The sequence below is a fragment of the Streptomyces sp. NPDC101151 genome (assembly GCF_044768335.1).
In the GTDB taxonomy this organism is placed as follows: domain Bacteria; phylum Actinomycetota; class Actinomycetes; order Streptomycetales; family Streptomycetaceae; genus Streptomyces.
Genome location: NZ_JBIWPP010000003.1, coordinates 491,471 through 508,365, shown reverse-complemented (window position 1 = coordinate 508,365; position 16,895 = coordinate 491,471). Strand labels below are relative to the sequence as shown.

The window sequence follows — 16,895 nt, the reverse complement described above, 5'->3', positions numbered from 1 at the left end:
GTCCCAGTGGGTGACTGCCGGAGTCGGGCCCGGGAGAACGCTTCACCTGATCACCTCCTGACACCGCATCGGAATCCGACCACCATCGTCCGCGGTGATCCACACGCCCACCACCGCATGCCTCCGGTCGGCCCAAGAGCCTGTGCGAAAGTCGTACGCACGCACCCCATGTGACGTTACCGTTCAGTAGACATCGTGCCCGCAGCCTCCGGAGGTGCCCCGCAATGACGCCCGACCGTGCCACAGGCCTCGCGGAGTCCGCTCGCGCGCTCGCCGACGGGGAGGTGACCTCCCGCGCTCTGGTGGAGCGGGCCCTGGCCCGGATCGAGGCCACCCAGCCGACCCTGAACGCCTTCCGGGTGGTACGCGCCGAGGCCGCGCTCGCCGAAGCGGAGGCCGCCGACCGGGAGTTGGCCGCCGGAGTGCGCAGCCCGCTGCTCGGGGTGCCGGTGGCGGTGAAGGACGACATGGACGTGGCGGGCGAGCCGACCGCGTTCGGCTGCCCCGGCGACTTCCCGCCGGTGGCGCAGGACGGGGAGGCGGTACGGCGGCTGCGGGCGGCCGGGGCGGTCATCGTCGGCAAGACGAACACCTGCGAGCTGGGGCAGTGGCCGTTCACGGAAGGTTCGGCGTTCGGGGAGACCCGCAACCCGTGGCACACCGGCCACACCCCGGGCGGCTCCTCCGGAGGCTCGGCGGCCGCCGTCGCCGCCGGGCTGGTCCCGGCGGCGCTCGGCTCGGACGGTGCCGGTTCGGTGCGCATCCCGGCCTCCTGGACCCATCTGATCGGCATCAAGCCGCAGCGCGGGCGCATCTCGACCTGGCCGCGCGGCGAGGCTTTTCACGGCATCACCGTCAACGGCACCCTGGCCCGTACCGTCGCCGACGCCGCCCTGCTGCTGGACGCGGCGAGCGGCAACCACGACCGGGATCCGCACCGGCCGCCGGCCCTCACGGTGTCGGAGGCGGTCGGCCGCGACCCCGGCCGGCTGCGGATCGCCCTGTCGATGAAGCCGCCGTTCACGGCGGTACCCGCGCGCCTGCGCCCGGAGATCCGGGCCCGGATCCTCGAACTCGCCGAGAAACTGGCTGCGTTGGGGCACACGGTCGAGGAGGCCGACCCGCCCTACGGCCAGATCGGGCTGACCTTCCTGCCGCGCGCCACCGCCGGTATCGCCGACCACGTCCGCGAGGCCCCCGACCCCGCGCTGCTCGACCCGCGCACCCGGGAGGCGGCCAGGCTGGGCCGGCTGCTCGGCGGGGCACCGCTCAGGGCGGCCCGGCGTGCCGAGGCGGTCCTGCACCGGCGGATCGGCGGGTTCTTCGGGTCGTACGACGTGATCCTCGCCCCGACGACGGCCGCTCCCCCGCCCGCGATCGGCGCCCTGTACCGGCTGGGCGGGCTGGCCACCGACCGCGCCATGATCGCCGCCTGTCCCTACGCCTGGCCGTGGAACGTCCTGGGCTGGCCCGGTGTGAACGTGCCCGCAGGGTTCGTGGGCCCCCTGCCGGTGGGCGCCCAACTGCTCGGCCCGGCCAACAGCGAGCCGCTGCTGGTCTCGCTCGCCGCCCAACTGGAGGCGGAACTGCGCTGGCACGAGCTGTGGCCGCCGCAGAGGGCGGACAAGAACTCCGCGGCGGCGTGAGGCGCGGCCGGCGGACGCAGGCGCACACGGATTCCCCGGCGGCAGGGGCGCGTATCGCCCGTACGCTGTGACCATGGAGGATGCTTCGATGGTCGGGCTCATGGGGCGGGTGACGGGGACGATCGGACCCGGGCTGGTCGGCGAGGTGATCGTCCGGGTGCGCGGCGGCGCGGAGCACTTCCTCGCCTACGCGGCCGACGGCACCGCCCGGATCGAGCGGGGCACGGTGGTGATGGTGGTGGAGCACCTGCCGCCGAGGACGGTCTACGTCACGTCCGCATACGACAGTTGAGCGGACTCCGCCCCAGGTGAGGGGCGCGAGCGTCAAGATTGCAACAAGGATTCGTCAGCGTCTCCCCGGCGTCTCCCCGCAGGCGCACACTCCCTTCGTTCGGTGCCGAAAGGGCACCATCCAAAGGGGGCGAATGCCGATGCTTGTCGGCGTCGTTGCGGGGGCGGTCGTCGTTGCCGTCCTCATTCTGATCGGTCTGTTCAAGATGATGTGGCGGGTCGCCGAACCCAACGAGGCGCTCATCATCTCCGGGTCCAAGCACCGCACGGAGGGCATCGAGGAGGGCATGGGATTCCGCATCGTCACCGGCCGCGGCACGCTCGTGCTGCCCGGCGTGCAGGCGGTGCGCAAGCTCTCCCTGGACCTGAACGAGACCGAGCTGCAAGTGGACTGCGTGACCCACCAGGGCATCCCGCTGAAGGTGCAGGGCGTGGTCATCTTCAAGGTGGGCGACGACTTCGTGTCGATCGCCAACGCGGCCCGCCGCTTCCTGGACCAGCAGCGGATGATGTCGGAGCGGGTGCACAACGTCTTCGCCGGTCATCTGCGGTCCATCGTGGGCGGGTTGACGGTCGAGGACATGATCCGCGACCGGGAGAAGCTGACCGGGCAGACCCGGGCGGCCTGCGGTACGGAGATGGAGAAGCTCGGCCTGATCGTCGACTCGCTGCAGATCCACGAGATCGAGGACCCGACGGGGTACATCCAGAACCTGGCCGCACCGCACGCGGCCGCGGTCCAGCGGGACGCGCGCATCGCACAGGCGGAGTCCAACCGTCTCGCCACCGAAGCGGAGCAGCAGTCGTTCGCCCGGATGGCGGAGGCCACCCGGGACAGCGAGATCCTGCAGGCCGGCTACCAGGCCGAGCGCGACAAGGCGGCCGCCAGGGCTCGCCAGGCCGGCCCGCTCGCCGACGCGGGCGCCCGGCAGGAGGTCGTGGTCCAGGAGACGCGGGTCGCCGAACTGGAGGCCCACCGGCGGGAGCAGCAGCTCCAGGCGGACGTCCGCAAGCCGGCCGACGCCAGGGCCTACGAGAAGCGCACGCTGGCCGAGGCCGAGCGTGACGCGCGGATCTCGGCGGCCCAGGCCAAGGCGAAGGAGACGGAGCTCGCGGCGGCCGCCGAGGCCACCCGGGTCAAGACGGCGGCGGGCGCCGAGGCGGAGGCCACCAAGACCCGGGGTACGGCCACCGCCGCGGCGACCCGGGCCACCGGTGAGGCGGAGGCCGCGGCCGCGCAGGCCAGGGGTCTGGCCGGGGCCGAGGCGACCAAGGCCCAGGGTCTCGCGGAGGCGGAGGCCATCAAGGCCCGGGCCGCCGCCCTCGCCGAGAACCAGGAGGCGGTCGTCGCCCAGCAACTCGCCGAGAACTGGCCGGAGATCGTCCGGGCGGGTGCGTCCGCCTTCGGCAACGTGGACAACATGGTGCTGCTCAACGGCGCCGACGGCATGGCCGAGTTGTTCGCCAAGGCACTCACCATGGGCGGCACCGGCCTCGGTCTCGCCCGCCAGCTGCTCTCGTCGATGAACCAGAACGGGCAGGCGCAGAGCAGCACTTCACCGTCCCTCAACGGTGCGGTGACACCTCCGCCGCAGCGGGTTCCGGTGGAGCAGGAAGGCTGACCGGTCCGGTCCGGTTCAGTCGGATCCGATTCGTACGGCCGGGGTTCCCTCACCAGGGGCCCCGGCCGTCCGTCGTCAGCAGCCGTACGGCCGGCGGGCTTCGGCGAGCGGCAGCCGCAGCCGCAGCCGCAGCCGCAGCCGCAGCCGCAGGATCTTCTCCGACGCGGACGGGTCGCGTGCCGGTCCGGCGAGCCGGTGCGTGGGCCGGTCGGCGTCGTCCCGGATCCGTTCGAGCCTGCGCATGCCCCGGTAACCCCCTGTTTGTGCTCCCGGCACCCGAGGCCCCCTGATCCGTGAGCGCATGAGACCACTAGGGTGCCTGCGTGAGCACGTTTACCGATGAGAATGTCCCGGGGCGCCACGGCCCCCACGCCACCGTCGAGGCCGACCCGCGCGTGGTCGGCAAGGTGCGCACCGAGTACTCCCCCGCCCACGACGGTGACCCCGACCCGGGCGAGATCGTGTGGACCTGGGTGCCGTTCGAGGAGAACGACGGCCGCGGCAAGGACCGTCCGGTGCTGGTGGTCGCCCGGGAAGCGGCGGGCACCTTCCTCGCGGTCCAGTTGTCGAGCAAGCGGCACGACGGTGACCGGGAGTGGGTCGCCATCGGCAGCGGCCCCTGGGACCGGTCGGGCCGCGACTCGTGGGTGGACGTGGACCGGGTGCTGCGGCTGCACGAGGTGGGCATGCGCCGGGAGGCCTGCGCGCTCGACCGGATGCGGTTCGACCTGGTCCGCCGGCGGCTCCACGAGCGGTACGGCTGGACCTGACGGGCGCCCGGCGCGACGGAGGTCAGGCGCCGGGCGGTGTGCGGTCCGCGAACGCCCGCCGAAAGGCCTCGCGGACCGTCGCTCCCGGTGTGCGGTCCAGGACGCCGAACACCACGTGCTCGAATCTGTGCGCGAATCGGCCGCCGGGCCCGAGCAGCGCCCGGAAAGCGCCCGCGACCTGCGCCGGGTCGTTCTGGAAGACGCCGCAACCCCAGGCGCCGAGCACCAGCCGCCGGTAGCCGTGAGCGGCGGCGGTCTGCAGGACCCGCTCGGCCCGCCGGGCCAGGGCGGCAGGCAGTTCGCCGGCACGCTCCGGTGCCGTACGACGTACGACGCCCGCGTTGGGAGCGGCCGCGGTCAGGAAACCCGCGAGGTAGGGCTCCGGCAGCAGCCGGCCCCGGTCGTCGCGGAACACCGGTACGGCCGGGGAGTGGATCACCCGGTCCGTGTAGAACGGGTCCCGGTGGGCGCGGTGGTGATCGTAGAACTCCCGGGCCTGGAGCAGGCAGGTGTACAGCGCGCAGGCGCGGCACAGGGCCTCTTCCTGTGCCTGGGCGCCGTTCAGATAGCCGCCGCCCGGATTGCGCGCCGAGGAGAAGTTCAGGACGGCGACCGGGGCGCCGGAAAGCCGGCGGGCGGCCTCCAGGCTGCTCTCTCCGGTGACCTCGATGAAGGGCTCCACGTCCGCGGCCTCGGGGACCGGTACCGGCCCGGGGCCGTACATCCGCGTGCCCGCCCGTGCGGCTTCGATCGCCGCGGCGATCGACACGCCCCGGCCGTCCGGTGCCCGGTACGTCCCCGCCGCCACGATCCGCTCGGTCTCCGTGGCGATGCCACGCAGGCGCGCGCTCACGGCGCCACCCCCGTGGGCGCCATGACCGCGGCCCGCGCGGCCTCCCCCGTCGTGCTCATGCACGCATCCTGGGTGATGCTGGTGATGCGGTGCAACGGAGTTTCCCGGCCCCCGGAACGGCCTGGAAACGCGCAAGAAAAGGGAGATTACCGATCCCGAACGTCCCGATGGGCACCCTTGTGCGATTCGTTTCGAGGGTCTTGGGTAGGACGAGTGCCGGTCCGGCTCACCGAAATACGGGCCGGCGACATGGTGGAATCGCAGGAGGATCCCGACATGTCCGATTCAATAAGTGATGGTGGCGACTGTACGGAGCACCGCACAGCCGTCACCGAGGCCGAGGTGGAGGCCCTGGTCCGGGGGATCTGCTTCAAGACCGGCCCGCCCCGCACGCTCGGGGTCGAAGTGGAATGGCTCGTCCACGAGCTGCGGCTGCCGCAGCTCCCGGTGACACCCGAAAGACTCGAAGCGGCCTACGCCACCCTGCGGAACGTGCCCCTGAAGTCGCCGCTGACCATCGAACCCGGCGGCCAGCTGGAGCTGAGTTCGCCGCCCGCCTCCTCTCTGATGGAGTGCGTAGACACCGTCTCCGCCGACCTGGACATCGTCCGCTCGGTCCTTGCCGAGGACGATCTGGGACTGGTCGGCGCCGGCCACGACCCCTGGCACAGACCCCGCCGGTTCCTGCAGGAACCGCGCTATGACGCCATGGAGGCCTGCCTCGACCGCACCGGCACGGCCGGCCGGCACATGATGTGCTCCTCGGCGTCCGTCCAGGTGTGTGTGGACGCCGGCTACGAGGAGCCCGGACCGCACGGACACCAGCGGCGCTGGCAGCTGGCGCACCGGCTGGGCGCGGTGCTGGTGGCGGCGTTCGCGAACTCCCCGCTGGTGGGTCTGGAGCCCACGGGCTGGCTGTCCACGCGGCAGCTGCTCTGGATGGAGATCGGCCCCGGCCGGGCGGGTGCTCCCGCGCCGGACGGGGAGCCACGGGACGCCTGGGCCCGGCATGTACTGGACGCCCCGGTGATGTGCGTCCGCCGCGACCGCGGCCCGTGGGACGTGCCCGAGGGCCTGACCTTCCGTGAGTGGACCCGCTCGCGGTCGCCCAGGCCGCCCACCCGGGCGGATCTCGACTACCACCTGACCACCCTGTTCCCGCCGGTCCGGCCGCGCGGGCATCTGGAGCTGCGCATGATCGACGCGCAGCCGGGCGAGGACGGCTGGATCGTGCCGCTCGCGGTGACCGCGGCGCTGTTCGACGACCCGGAGGCCAGCGAGAGGGCGTACCGGGCGGTGAAACCCCTGGCGGAGCGGACCATGAACCTGCCCGCCCCGCACAATCCGCTGTGGACCGACGCGGCCCGGCACGGGCTCGCCGACCCCGAGCTGCGCGAGGCCGCGGTCGCCTGCTTCGCGGCGGCGCTCGAGGCCCTGCCCCGGCTCGGCGCAACCCCCTCGGTCGTCGACACCGTGGCGGCGTACCAGAACCGCTATGTCGCCCGGGGCCGCTGCCCGGCCGACGACCTGCTGGACCGCGTGCGCGACGCCGAACGTCGCGCCCACGGGAGGAAGGACATCCGCACATGACCGCCCGCGAGACCGAGGCCACGCCACCCGAGCCGGACACCGAGGCGCTGCGCGAGCGTGCGCTCACCTCGCTCACCACCGCCCGCGCCCGCACCACGCTGCTGACCAGCTGCGTCGAGGACCCCGATCTGACCGCCCAGCACTCCCCGCTGATGTCGCCGCTGGTGTGGGACCTCGCGCACATCGGCAACCAGGAGGAGCTGTGGCTGCTGCGGGCGGTCGGCGGCCGGGAGGCCGTGCGGCCCGAGATCGACGGCCTGTACGACGCCTTCGAGCACCCGCGTGCCGAGCGGCCGTCGCTGCCGCTGCTGCCGCCCGCCGAGGCCCGGAGCTATGCGGCCGAGGTGCGCGGCCGCGCCCTGGACCTGCTGGAGGCCGCGGACTTCCAGGGCACCCGGCTGACCGAGGCCGGGTTCGCCTTCGGGATGATCGCGCAGCACGAACAGCAGCACGACGAGACGATGCTGATCACCCATCAGCTCCGCAGGGGGCCACAGGCCCTGACCGCCCCCGATCCCGCTCCTGCTCCGCCCTTCACGGGTCCGGCGGAAGTCCTCGTCCCCGGTGGCCCGTTCACCATGGGCACCTCCACCGAACCGTGGGCGCTGGACAACGAACGCCCGGCGCACCGGGTGGACGTGGCACCGTTCTGGATCGACACGACCCCGGTGACCAATGCGGCGTACCAGGCGTTCATCGACGACGGCGGCTACGACACCGAGCGATGGTGGACGCCGGCGGGCTGGGCGCACATCCGGCAGCACTCGCTCAGCGCCCCGCTCTTCTGGCGCCGCGACGGCAGCCAGTGGCTCAGGCGCCGCTTCGGGATCACCGAGGTCGTTCCGCCCGACGAGCCGGTGCTGCATGTGTGCTGGTACGAGGCGGACGCCTACGCCCGCTGGGCCGGACGCCGGCTGCCGACCGAGACCGAGTGGGAGAAGGCCGCCCGCTACGACCCGGCCACCGGCCGCTCCACCCGCTACCCGTGGGGCGACGCCGACCCGGCGCCCGAGCACGCCAACCTGGGCCAGCGGCACCTGCGGCCCGCCCCCGCCGGCAGCTACCCGGCCGGTGAATCGCCGCTCGGTGTGCGGCAGTTGATGGGGGACGTGTGGGAGTGGACGGCGAGCGACTTCCTGCCGTACCCGGGGTTCACGGCGTTCCCGTACAAGGAGTACTCCGACGTGTTCTTCGGCTCCGACCACAAGGTGCTGCGCGGCGGTTCGTTCGCCGTGGACCCGGTGGCCTGCCGGGGCACGTTCCGCAACTGGGACTACCCCATCCGCCGGCAGATCTTCTCCGGGTTCCGCACCGCCCGCTCGGAGGCCGTCTGATGTGCCGTCACCTGGCCTATCTGGGGCCCGAGGAGCCGCTGGGCCGGCTCCTCGTGGAACCTGCGCACAGCCTGTACCGGCAGTCCTGGGCACCCCGGCGGCAGCGCTACGGCACGGTCAACGCCGATGGTTTCGGGGTGGGTTGGTACGCCGCGGACGATCCGGTCCCGGCCCGCTACCGGCGGGCCGGGCCGATCTGGGCCGACCTGTCCTTCGCCGACCTGGCCCGGGTCGTGCGTTCCGGCGCCGTGCTCGCCGCCGTACGCGACGCGACCCTCGCGGGCGCGGACGGCGAGGCCGCGGCGGCGCCCTTCGCCTCCGGGCACTGGCTGTTCAGCCACAACGGCATGATCGCGGGCTGGCCGGACTCGGCGGCACCCCTGGTGCCCGCCCTGCCCCCGGTCGAGCTGCTGTCGCGTGAGGCGAGCACCGACTCGGCGTTCGTCTGGGCACTGGTCCTGCACCGGCTGGGCACCGGTGCCGACCCCGCCCGTGCCCTCGGCGAAGCGGTGCGAGAACTGGCCGAGGCAGCCCCCGCCTCCCGGCTGAACCTGCTGCTCACCGACGGCGCCACCATCACCGCCACCGCCTGGGGCGACAGTCTCTGGTACCGCACGGAGCCGGGCCGCGGCACGGTCGTCGCCTCCGAGCCGTACGACGACGACCCGCTCTGGCAGGAGGTCCCCGACCGCACCGTGCTCACGGCGAGCCGCGCCGGCGTGCTGCTCGCCCCGCTCGAGGACCCGGCGTCCTCCCCCACTCTCGACTCCGCTCGAGCGGGGGAGCCCCCATCACCTAAGGAGCCCTGTACGTGAGTCCCCTGCACGTCACCCGCACCCTCCCCGAGGACACGACGGACGCGGCGCTGCGCGCCGACGTCCTGCACGGCCTCACCGTCGACCCCAAGTCGCTGCCGCCCAAGTGGTTCTACGACGCCCGGGGCAGTGAGCTGTTCGAGCAGATCACGGAGCTGCCCGAGTACTACCCGACGCGCGCCGAACGCGAGATCCTCGCCGACCGGTCCGGCGAGATCGCCGCCGCGAGCCACGCCCGCACCCTGGTGGAGCTGGGTTCCGGTTCCTCGGAGAAGACCCGCTACCTGATCGACGCGCTCACCGCCCTCGAGGCGTACGTTCCCGTCGACGTCAGCGAGAGCGCCCTCGTCCAGGCCGGGCAGGCGCTCATCGAGGAGCGGCCCGCACTCGAGGTGCACGCGCTGATCGCCGACTTCACCGCCCCGCTGACCCTGCCGAAGACGCCCGGACCCCGGCTGGTGGCGTTCCTCGGCGGCACGATCGGCAATCTGCTGCCCGCCGAACGGGCGAAGTTCCTGTCCTCGGTGCGCGGGCTGCTCGCGCCGGGCGACGCGCTGCTGCTCGGCACGGACCTGGTCAAGGACGAGCGAGTGCTGGTCCGGGCGTATGACGACGCGGCCGGGGTGACGGCCGCGTTCAACAAGAACGTCCTGGCCGTGATGAACCGGGAACTGGGCGCCGACTTCGACCCCGGGGCGTTCGACCATGTGGCGCTGTGGGACGCGGAGCAGGAGTGGATCGAGATGCGGCTGCGCTCGCGCACCACGCAGACCGTGAAGGTGCCCGCGCTGGAGCTCGCCGTGGACTTCGCGGCGGGCGAGGAGCTGCGCACCGAGGTGTCGGCGAAGTTCCGCAAGGAGGGTGTGACCGCCGAACTCGCGGCGGTCGGCCTGGAGCTGACCCACTGGTGGACGGATGCCGATCGCCGCTTCGCGCTGTCGCTGAGCGTGGCGCGGTGAGTCATCCGAGGTTCGGGGTGAGGGCCTCGGTGATCTTCCGGCCGGCCCGGCGGGCCTCGGTGGCCGGGTCCGCGCCGCCGAGCACCCGGGTCATGTACCCCTTGATCGGGTTGTCGGCCTCGACCGCGGCCCACTGAGGGGTGTTGGGGGTCGCCCGGCCGTGCGCGGCGCCCGCCGCCATGGCGGCGACCCCCTCCTCACCCGAGACCGCGCTCGCCAGGGTGGTCTTGTTGGGTACGTAGTTCATGGTGCGGGCGAGTTCGGTGTCCCACTTGGCGCCGGTGAGCGCTCCGATGACGGCGGTCGCGGCGAACTGGTCGTCGGTGTTCTGCGGGACGACGAGGTCGGAGCCGCCGGTGAAGACCGTTCCGGGCCGGGCGGCGGTCTTTCCGGGCACCGGGAAGAAGCCGAGCTTGTCCTCGAGGCCGGGGTTCTGCTGCACGACGGACTGGGCGAGCCCGGGTACGGCGACGATCTGTGCGACCTTGCCGCCCGCGAACACCCCGGCCTGGGGCGGGTGTTCCTCGTCCGCGTCCATGGGCCCCGCGCCGAGCGCCTGGAGCTGCCGGTAGAACTCCATGCCGCGCAGCGCGGCCGGTGTGTCCAGGGTGCCCCGCCACTCGTAGTCCTTCTTCTCGGCCAGCTCGCCGCCCTCGTCCCAGATGAAGCCGGAGAGGGTGTACCAGTCCTGACCGGCGAGGTAGATGCCCTGGTTGCCGCCGGAGTCGAGCTTGCGGGTGTCCGCGAGCCACTCCTCGCGGGTCTTCGGCGGGGCGGTGATCTTGGCCTGTTCGAAGAGGTCCTTGCGGTAGATGACCACCCGATTGGCCGCATACCAGGGCACGCCGTACTGCTTGTTGCCCTCCTTGCCGGGTTCGGCGAGACCGGGCAGCCAGTGCTCCTTGCCCCAGTCGCGCATCGACTCCAGCGTCAGGTCGGCGAGCCGGCCGTCCTCGACGTACTGCGGAACCTGGGTGTTGCCCACCTCGATCACGTCGGGGCCGTCCTCGGAACCGCGCCTGAGCGCCTTGCGGACCTTCTCCACGATGCCGGTCCACTCCTGGATGCGGATGTCGAGGCGCAGGTCCTGGTGGGTGCGCTCGAAGTCCTCGGTGAAGCGCCGCAGGAACTCCTTCGAGGCACTGTCCTTCATCAGCCACACGGTGACGGTGTGCCGGTCCTGTCCGCCGGGCAGGAGGCCGCAGCCGCTGACGAGGGAGCCGGTGACGCAGAGGAGGGCGAGCAGACGACGTCTCACGAGGGGTCCTGTTCTGTCTGGCATGGGCGGTGCGGACAGCGAAAGGGGCCCGACGTGGGGGGACGAGCGAGAGGCTCGTACGGGTGTACGGGATTTTGGTATGGACCAATGCGTAGGTCAAGCGCTACCCGGAGGTACGCGGGCGACGCCTCGCGCGCCGGGCGGGGATACGGCACGGTGGAGTACGGCGTGACACACCGGTCACGGGATACGTGAGGCACGGGCACACCACCCCGGCCCCACGGCGGAGAGGAGCACCCGCATGTCGAACCACACCTACCGGGTCACCGAGATCGTCGGCACCTCGCACGAGGGCCTCGACCAGGCCATCCGCAACGGCGTCGCGCGCGCCGGCCAGACCCTGCGCAACCTGGACTGGTTCGAGGTGACACAGGTGCGCGGCCAGATCGAGAACGGGCGGATCGAGCACTACCAGGTGGGCCTGAAGGTGGGCTTCCGCATCGAGGACGGGGAGTGATCCGACCCTGCGTCAGGTCCGGCCCTCCCGCTCCTGGGCGTCCTCCAGCGCGGCGGACTTCGCGGCCCAGCGGGCCCGTACCACGGTGAATCCGGCGCGCTCGGCGTCGTCGCACACGAGTTCGTCGTCATCGACGAGAAGCCGGACCTGACGGTCGCGGGCGAGCCGGCGCAGGATCTCCAGCTTGGTGAACCGGGCGGGCCTGCGGTCGGCGTTGCTCCGCATCCGGACCCGCCCCTCGGGCAGGCCGTGGGCGGCGAGCCAGTCCAGCGTGTCGCGCCGGCACCGTTCGGGCCGCCCGGTGAGGTACACGATCTCGCACTCCCGAGCCTGGTCCAGAGCGAGCGCCACACCCTCGGCGAGCGGCGGGTCCGCGGGCGCGGCCGCGAAGAACCCGGCCCAGTCGCGCGGCCGGCCCTCCAGGAAGTGCTGCCGATGGCCGGTGTCGGCAAGGGTGTTGTCGATGTCGAACACGGCAACCGGGCGCCTGCTGCTGTCTGTCACGGGGCCACCCTAGCCACGGCCGCCCGGCTCCCTCACCGGGCACGGTCGACGAGGTGCGGCACCTTCTGCCGCGGCGGCTGGTCGAGGCGTACGAGCGCGGTCTGCTGCGCCCCGAGGACGGAACGGCGCATGACGCACGACCCGTCCGGGCGGCTGCCCGTCACCATCCTGTCCGGTTTCCCTTCCGTTGCGAACTCCCCTTCCACCCCGGAGCGGTTGTGGCCCTCGGTGACGGAGCGGCTCGACAGCGGCGCCCACGGACACATCCTGCGCTCGAAGAGCTTGTTCACTCCGGCGAGCCGCCCAGGGGGTGACCGGGGCGGGGCACCGTCGGCACCGGAGCTGGTCCTCATCGGAACCCTCTGGACGCCGATGCGCTCCGGGCGGCCCGACCGGCTGTCTCATGACGGCCGGCGAGGCCCGCCGGCCGGCCCGTTCCCGGCCCCGGACACGTACGGCATCGACGAGACCCGCGACCGCGAGCCCTGACTATCCTGAGGAGGGGGCGGTCCTCTCGCGACGGGCGAGAAGGGAGCCGCGTGTGAGTGGGCGGACGGTCGACGAGGCGGCGACGGACGTACTGCGGCGGGCACGGGACGCCGTGGTCCGGGAGGCATGGGCCGACGCCTACCCGCTCCTGCGCAGCCTGGACGCCGCTCTGCTCACCCCCGACGACTGTGCCGCGCTCGCCGACGCGGCCTGGTGGACGGGCCGCATCGAGGAGTCGATCGCGGGGCGGATGCGGGCCTACTCCGGGTACGCGGCGGCCGGCGCCGACCGGCAGGCGGGACACATGGCCTGGCTGCTCTTCTACGAGCACCATCTGACGGGACACACGGCCGTGGCCGCCGGCTGGCTGCGCCGGGCCCGGCGGCATCTGGGCACCGAGCCCGAATGCGTCGAACAGTGCTTCCTCGCCTGGATGGACACGGAGGAGGCGCAGGAGCGCGGCGCGTTCGACGAGGCGATGGCCTCGGCCCGGCGCATGGCGGCGATCGCGCGGCGCTGCGAGAGCGCCGACCTGTACGCGATGGGCGTCCAGGCGCAGGCGGGGGTCCTGGTGGCCCGGGGCCGGGTCGCCGAGGGGCTCGACCTTCTGGACGAGGCGATGTGCGCGGCCGTGGCGGGCGAACTCAGCTCCTTCTTCACCGGCTGGATCTACTGCCTGGGCCTGCAGCAGTGCATGGCCTGTGCCGACCTGGAACGCGCCGCGGAATGGACCGAGGCGGCCCTGCGGTGGTGCACGTCGATGCCGGCGGAGAACACCTTCCGGGGGCTGTGCCGGGTGCACCGGGTGCAGGTGCTCGAGCTGCGCGGCCGGTGGCCCCTGGCGCTGACGGAGGCCGCGCGCACCTGTGCGGAACTGCTGCCCCACGAGCGGCGGTTGGCGGGCGAGGCCTGCTACCTGACCGGCGAGATCCGGCGCCGGCGCGGTGAGACGGCAGCGGCCGAGGAGGCGTACGGGAAGGCGCACCGGCTCGGCCGCGACCCGCAGCCCGGCCTCGCCCTGCTGCGCCTGGCCCAGGGCGGGGCGGCGGCCTCGGCGGCGGGGCTGCGGCTGGCCGTTGCCGGTGAGCCGGCCGGCCGTGTCGAGCGGTGCCGGCTGCTCGCCGCCCAGGTGGAGGTCTGTCTCGCGCTCGGCCGGACCGACGAGGCGCGCACGGCGGTGGCGGAGCTGGACGCGCTGGCCGTGGAGTGGCAGCGGCGGTGCGGCTCGGCGGCGACCCTGCTGCACGCGAGTGCCGACGCGGCGGGTGGAGCGCTGGCCCACGAGACGCGTGACCTGGACCGCGCGCTGCCTCTGCTGCACCGGGCGCTGGCCGTCTGGCTGGCGCTGGGGATGCCGTACGAGGCGGCCCGGGTGCGGATGACCCTGGCCGCCGCCGACCGCACCGCCGGCGACGACGAGGGCGCCCGGATGGAGCTGCGGGCCGCCCGACAGGCCTTCCAGGAGCTGGGCGCGGCACCGGACGCCCGCCGGGCGGCCGCCCTTCTGGCCGGTCTGCGCGGGGAACCGCCGGGCGGGCTCACCGGGCGGGAGATCCAGGTGCTGCGGCTGGTCGCGGCGGGCCGCACGAACCGGTCCATCGCCGCGGAACTGGTGATCAGCGAGCACACCGTGGCCCGGCACCTCAGCAACATCTTCGCCAAGCTCGACGTGTCCTCGCGGGCGGCAGCGACCGCGTACGCCTGCACACACGGTCTCGCGTGACCCGGAGCCTCGTCCGCATGGGCCGTTCTGCCCATGCGCCCCCGCCGGGGATGGGCCGTTCGGGCGATGAGCGTGCGCCGCCCGGCGCGTAGACCGGGACTGCACCGGCACGCGAGCGGAAGGCGGGTGGCGGTCATGACCATCTCCACGCCGGCCCTGGACGCCCGGCTCCTCGAACCGTTGCGCCGCGCCGTACGGGGCGACATCGTCGAGCCCGGCGACCCTCGCTACGACGAGGCGCGCAAGGTCTACAACGCGATGCACGACAAACGCCCGGCGATCGTCGTCCGGGCCGTCGACGCGGGCGATGCGATCGCCACGGTGGACTTCGCCCGCGAGCGGGGCCTGCCGCTCGCGGTGCGCGGCGGCGGCCACAGCGTCCCCGGCTACGGGACCTGCGACGACGGCGTCGTCCTCGACCTCGCCCGGCTGCGCGGCGTCCGGGTCGACCCGGACGGGCGCACGGCCCGGGTCGGGGGCGGCTGCACCTGGGCGGACGTCGACCACGCCACGCACGCCTTCGGTCTTGCCACCACCGGCGGAATCGTCTCCACGACGGGTGTCGGCGGCCTGACGACCGGCGGAGGCATGGGGCATCTGGCCCGTCGCTGCGGCCTGGCCTGCGACAACCTGGCCTCCGTCGACCTGGTGACGGCCGACGGGTCCTTCGTCGTCTGCACCGAGGAACTCCACCCCGACCTGCTGTGGGCGGTGCGCGGGGGCGGCGGGAACTTCGGGGTCGTCACGTCCTTCGCGTTCCGGCTGCACCCCGTGGCCGACGTCCTCGGCGGGCCCACGTTCTACCCGCTCGACGGCGAGGTGATGCGCCGCTACCGGGAGCTGATCGCCGAGTCCGACGGGCGGCTCGGCGCGCTGTTCGTCCTCGGGCTCGGACCGCCGGTGCCGTTCCTGCCCGAACGCCGGCACGGGCGGCCGCTGTGCGGGGTGGTCCTGTGCTGGAGCGGCCCCGAGGAGGAGGACGACCGGGTACGCGCACGGCTGGCCGGGCTGGGTCCGGTGCTGGGGCAGTACGTCGAGCGCATGCCGTACCCGCTGGTCAACACGTTCTTCGACGAGCTGCTGCCCGCCGGGCTGTGCCACTACTGGAAGGGCACCTTCAGCCGTGATCTGCCGGACGGGGCCATCGACGCGTACGTCGAGTACGCCGCCGCGACGCCCTCCGTCGAGAGCGCGACGGTGATCTTCCCCGTAGACGGCGCCTGCCACCGGGTCGGGCCGCGGGACACCGCCTTCTCCTACCGGGACGCCCGCTTCTCGACCGCGCTCAGCCCCACCCTCGCCACCCGTGAGGGCTGCGAGGCCCACAAGGACTGGGTGCGTGCCTTCCACCGGGCGCTGGAGCCGTACTCGGCCGGGGGCGGCTATGTGAACTTCATGGACGGCGACGACCAGGACCGGGTACGCGCCAACTACCGCGGCAACCACGCCCGCCTGGTGGAGCTGAAGCGACGCTACGACCCGGGCAACCTGTTCCGGCTCAACCACAACATCGCGCCGTGAGGAATCCTGCGGGCTCCCGTGTGTTGAAGGTCGTATGAGTTCCGTGATCGCCTCGGCCCGCTTCTCCGTCCTGGACCGTTCCCGCACCCGCGAGGGCCACCCGCCCGCCGAGGCGCTGCGGGAGACCGTCGCGCTGGCGCGGGAGGCGGAGGAACTCGGCTACCACCGCTTCTGGGTGTCGGAGCACCACGGTGTGCCCGGGGTCGCCGGGTCGGCGCCGACCGTGCTCGCCGCGGCGGTGGCCGCCGCGACCCGCACGATCCGGGTCGGCACCGGCGGGGTCATGCTGCCCAACCACCGACCCCTCGTGGTGGCCGAGCAGTTCGGCGTGCTGGAGTCGCTCTTCCCGGGGCGCATCGACATGGGGCTCGGCCGTTCCGTGGGCTTCACGGACGGGGTGCGCAAGGCCCTCGGGCGGGACAAGGACGACGCCGACGACTTCGCTGCACAGCTCGACGAGCTGCTCGGCTGGTTCGCGGGGACCTCGCCGACGGGGGTGCACGCCCGTCCGGCGGAGGGCCTCGGGGTGCCGCCGTTCGTGCTGGCCATGGGCGAGGGAGCGCGGATCGCGGCCCGGGCCGGCCTGCCGATGGTCATCGGCGACCTGCGGGGGCGCGAGAGGATGCTGCGCGGCATCGACCAGTACCGCTCCCTGTTCCGCCCCTCCCCCTGGGCGCCCGAGCCGTACGTGGTGATCTCCGGCACTGTGGCGGTCGCCGGGACCCCGGAAGCCGCGCGGCGGCTGCTGGTCCCGGAGGCCTGGGCCATGGCGCACTCGCGGACCCACGGCACCTTCCCGCCCCTGGCCCCGGCCGAGGAGATCCTGGCCCGCAGCATGACCGCGAAGGAACGGGACCTCTACGAGTCCGGTCTCGCCGGCCATGTCGCCGGCACCGGGGACCAGGTCGCCCACGAGCTGGAGACGGTCCTGAAGGAGTCGGGCGCCGACGAGGTCCTCGTCACCACGAGCACGTACGACCGTACGGCGCTGCTGGACTCCCACCGGCGCCTCGCCCGGCTGTTCGCGCCGCGCGGCTGAGCG

At 73.2% G+C, this 16,895-nt stretch carries 17 protein-coding genes; 13 read left to right on the top strand and 4 right to left on the bottom strand.

All coding sequences use genetic code 11. The annotated features are described in order from the left end of the window. Positions 1-224 precede the first annotated feature (224 nt). The 3 genes from ACIRU3_RS08070 to ACIRU3_RS08060 all read left to right on the top strand — a co-directional run bounded on the left by ACIRU3_RS08070 (position 225) and on the right by ACIRU3_RS08060 (position 3,559). On the top strand, positions 225-1,646 hold the full coding sequence (locus ACIRU3_RS08070; RefSeq protein ID WP_404052973.1) for an amidase: 1,422 nt from the start codon (positions 225-227) through the stop codon (positions 1,644-1,646). A gap of 73 nt (positions 1,647-1,719) precedes the next feature. Continuing rightward, positions 1,720-1,938 carry a hypothetical protein gene (locus ACIRU3_RS08065; protein WP_404052971.1) on the top strand — a complete coding sequence of 73 codons (219 nt, stop codon included), beginning with the start codon at positions 1,720-1,722 and terminating at the stop codon, positions 1,936-1,938. A gap of 133 nt (positions 1,939-2,071) precedes the next feature. Then, positions 2,072-3,559, top strand: coding sequence for an SPFH domain-containing protein (locus ACIRU3_RS08060; protein ID WP_404052970.1), 1,488 nt, complete (start codon positions 2,072-2,074; stop codon positions 3,557-3,559). Positions 3,560-3,634: 75 nt separating this feature from the next. Here ACIRU3_RS08060 and ACIRU3_RS08055 read toward each other — a convergent pair whose 3' ends face one another. Continuing rightward, on the bottom strand, positions 3,635-3,802 hold the full coding sequence (locus ACIRU3_RS08055; protein ID WP_404052968.1) for a hypothetical protein: 168 nt from the start codon (positions 3,800-3,802) through the stop codon (positions 3,635-3,637). Between the two features lie 80 nt (positions 3,803-3,882). On the opposite strand from ACIRU3_RS08055, the gene ACIRU3_RS08050 reads away from it, so the two are divergent. After that, a complete protein-coding gene (locus ACIRU3_RS08050) occupies positions 3,883-4,329 on the top strand; it encodes a type II toxin-antitoxin system PemK/MazF family toxin (RefSeq protein ID WP_404052966.1) in 447 nt (148 codons plus the stop codon). Positions 4,330-4,351: 22 nt separating this feature from the next. Here ACIRU3_RS08050 and ACIRU3_RS08045 read toward each other — a convergent pair whose 3' ends face one another. Beyond that, positions 4,352-5,182: a TIGR02452 family protein gene (locus ACIRU3_RS08045; protein WP_404052963.1), complete on the bottom strand. Its 831-nt coding sequence runs from the start codon at positions 5,180-5,182 to the stop codon at positions 4,352-4,354. A 276-nt stretch (positions 5,183-5,458) separates the two neighbouring features. Between ACIRU3_RS08045 and egtA the strand changes: the two genes are divergently transcribed. From egtA to egtD, 4 genes are read left to right on the top strand one after another with little or no spacing between them, the layout of a single operon-like run. Beyond that, positions 5,459-6,772, top strand: a complete 1,314-nt coding sequence (egtA, locus tag ACIRU3_RS08040; protein ID WP_404052960.1) for an ergothioneine biosynthesis glutamate--cysteine ligase EgtA — start codon at positions 5,459-5,461, stop codon at positions 6,770-6,772. Continuing rightward, positions 6,769-8,106, top strand: a complete 1,338-nt coding sequence (egtB, locus tag ACIRU3_RS08035) for an ergothioneine biosynthesis protein EgtB (protein WP_404052958.1) — start codon at positions 6,769-6,771, stop codon at positions 8,104-8,106. Before egtA ends, egtB begins: the two co-directional genes overlap by 4 nt. Beyond that, positions 8,106-8,921, top strand: a complete 816-nt coding sequence (gene egtC, locus ACIRU3_RS08030; RefSeq protein WP_404052955.1) for an ergothioneine biosynthesis protein EgtC — start codon at positions 8,106-8,108, stop codon at positions 8,919-8,921. Before egtB ends, egtC begins: the two co-directional genes overlap by 1 nt. Continuing rightward, positions 8,918-9,880, top strand: coding sequence for an L-histidine N(alpha)-methyltransferase (gene egtD / locus ACIRU3_RS08025; RefSeq protein ID WP_404052952.1), 963 nt, complete (start codon positions 8,918-8,920; stop codon positions 9,878-9,880). The genes egtC and egtD overlap by 4 nt, the downstream gene beginning before the upstream one ends. 1 nt (position 9,881) lies before the next feature. Here the strand turns inward: egtD and ACIRU3_RS08020 are convergent, their stop codons facing one another. After that, a complete protein-coding gene (locus ACIRU3_RS08020) occupies positions 9,882-11,138 on the bottom strand; it encodes an extracellular solute-binding protein (RefSeq protein WP_404052949.1) in 1,257 nt (418 codons plus the stop codon). Positions 11,139-11,400: 262 nt separating this feature from the next. Between ACIRU3_RS08020 and ACIRU3_RS08015 the strand changes: the two genes are divergently transcribed. Continuing rightward, the gene (locus ACIRU3_RS08015; RefSeq protein ID WP_404052946.1) at positions 11,401-11,616 is read left to right on the top strand and encodes a dodecin; all 216 of its coding nucleotides are present in this window, start codon (positions 11,401-11,403) and stop codon (positions 11,614-11,616) included. Between the two features lie 12 nt (positions 11,617-11,628). On the opposite strand, the gene ACIRU3_RS08010 is transcribed toward ACIRU3_RS08015, so the two are convergent. Beyond that, positions 11,629-12,120 carry a hypothetical protein gene (locus tag ACIRU3_RS08010; protein WP_404052944.1) on the bottom strand — a complete coding sequence of 164 codons (492 nt, stop codon included), beginning with the start codon at positions 12,118-12,120 and terminating at the stop codon, positions 11,629-11,631. A gap of 129 nt (positions 12,121-12,249) precedes the next feature. Here ACIRU3_RS08010 and ACIRU3_RS08005 point away from each other — a divergent pair, with 129 nt between their 5' ends. The 4 genes from ACIRU3_RS08005 to ACIRU3_RS07990 all read left to right on the top strand — a co-directional run bounded on the left by ACIRU3_RS08005 (position 12,250) and on the right by ACIRU3_RS07990 (position 16,892). Continuing rightward, complete coding sequence (locus ACIRU3_RS08005) at positions 12,250-12,609, top strand: hypothetical protein (RefSeq protein WP_404052941.1); 360 nt, start codon at positions 12,250-12,252, stop codon at positions 12,607-12,609. 52 nt (positions 12,610-12,661) lie between these two features. Next, positions 12,662-14,332 (top strand): LuxR C-terminal-related transcriptional regulator, encoded by a 1,671-nt coding sequence (locus ACIRU3_RS08000; protein ID WP_404052939.1) that lies wholly within the window; start codon positions 12,662-12,664, stop codon positions 14,330-14,332. A gap of 135 nt (positions 14,333-14,467) precedes the next feature. Then, complete coding sequence (locus ACIRU3_RS07995) at positions 14,468-15,853, top strand: FAD-binding oxidoreductase (protein ID WP_404052937.1); 1,386 nt, start codon at positions 14,468-14,470, stop codon at positions 15,851-15,853. A 34-nt stretch (positions 15,854-15,887) separates the two neighbouring features. Further along, complete coding sequence (locus tag ACIRU3_RS07990; protein WP_404052934.1) at positions 15,888-16,892, top strand: MsnO8 family LLM class oxidoreductase; 1,005 nt, start codon at positions 15,888-15,890, stop codon at positions 16,890-16,892. Positions 16,893-16,895: the final 3 nt, after the last annotated feature.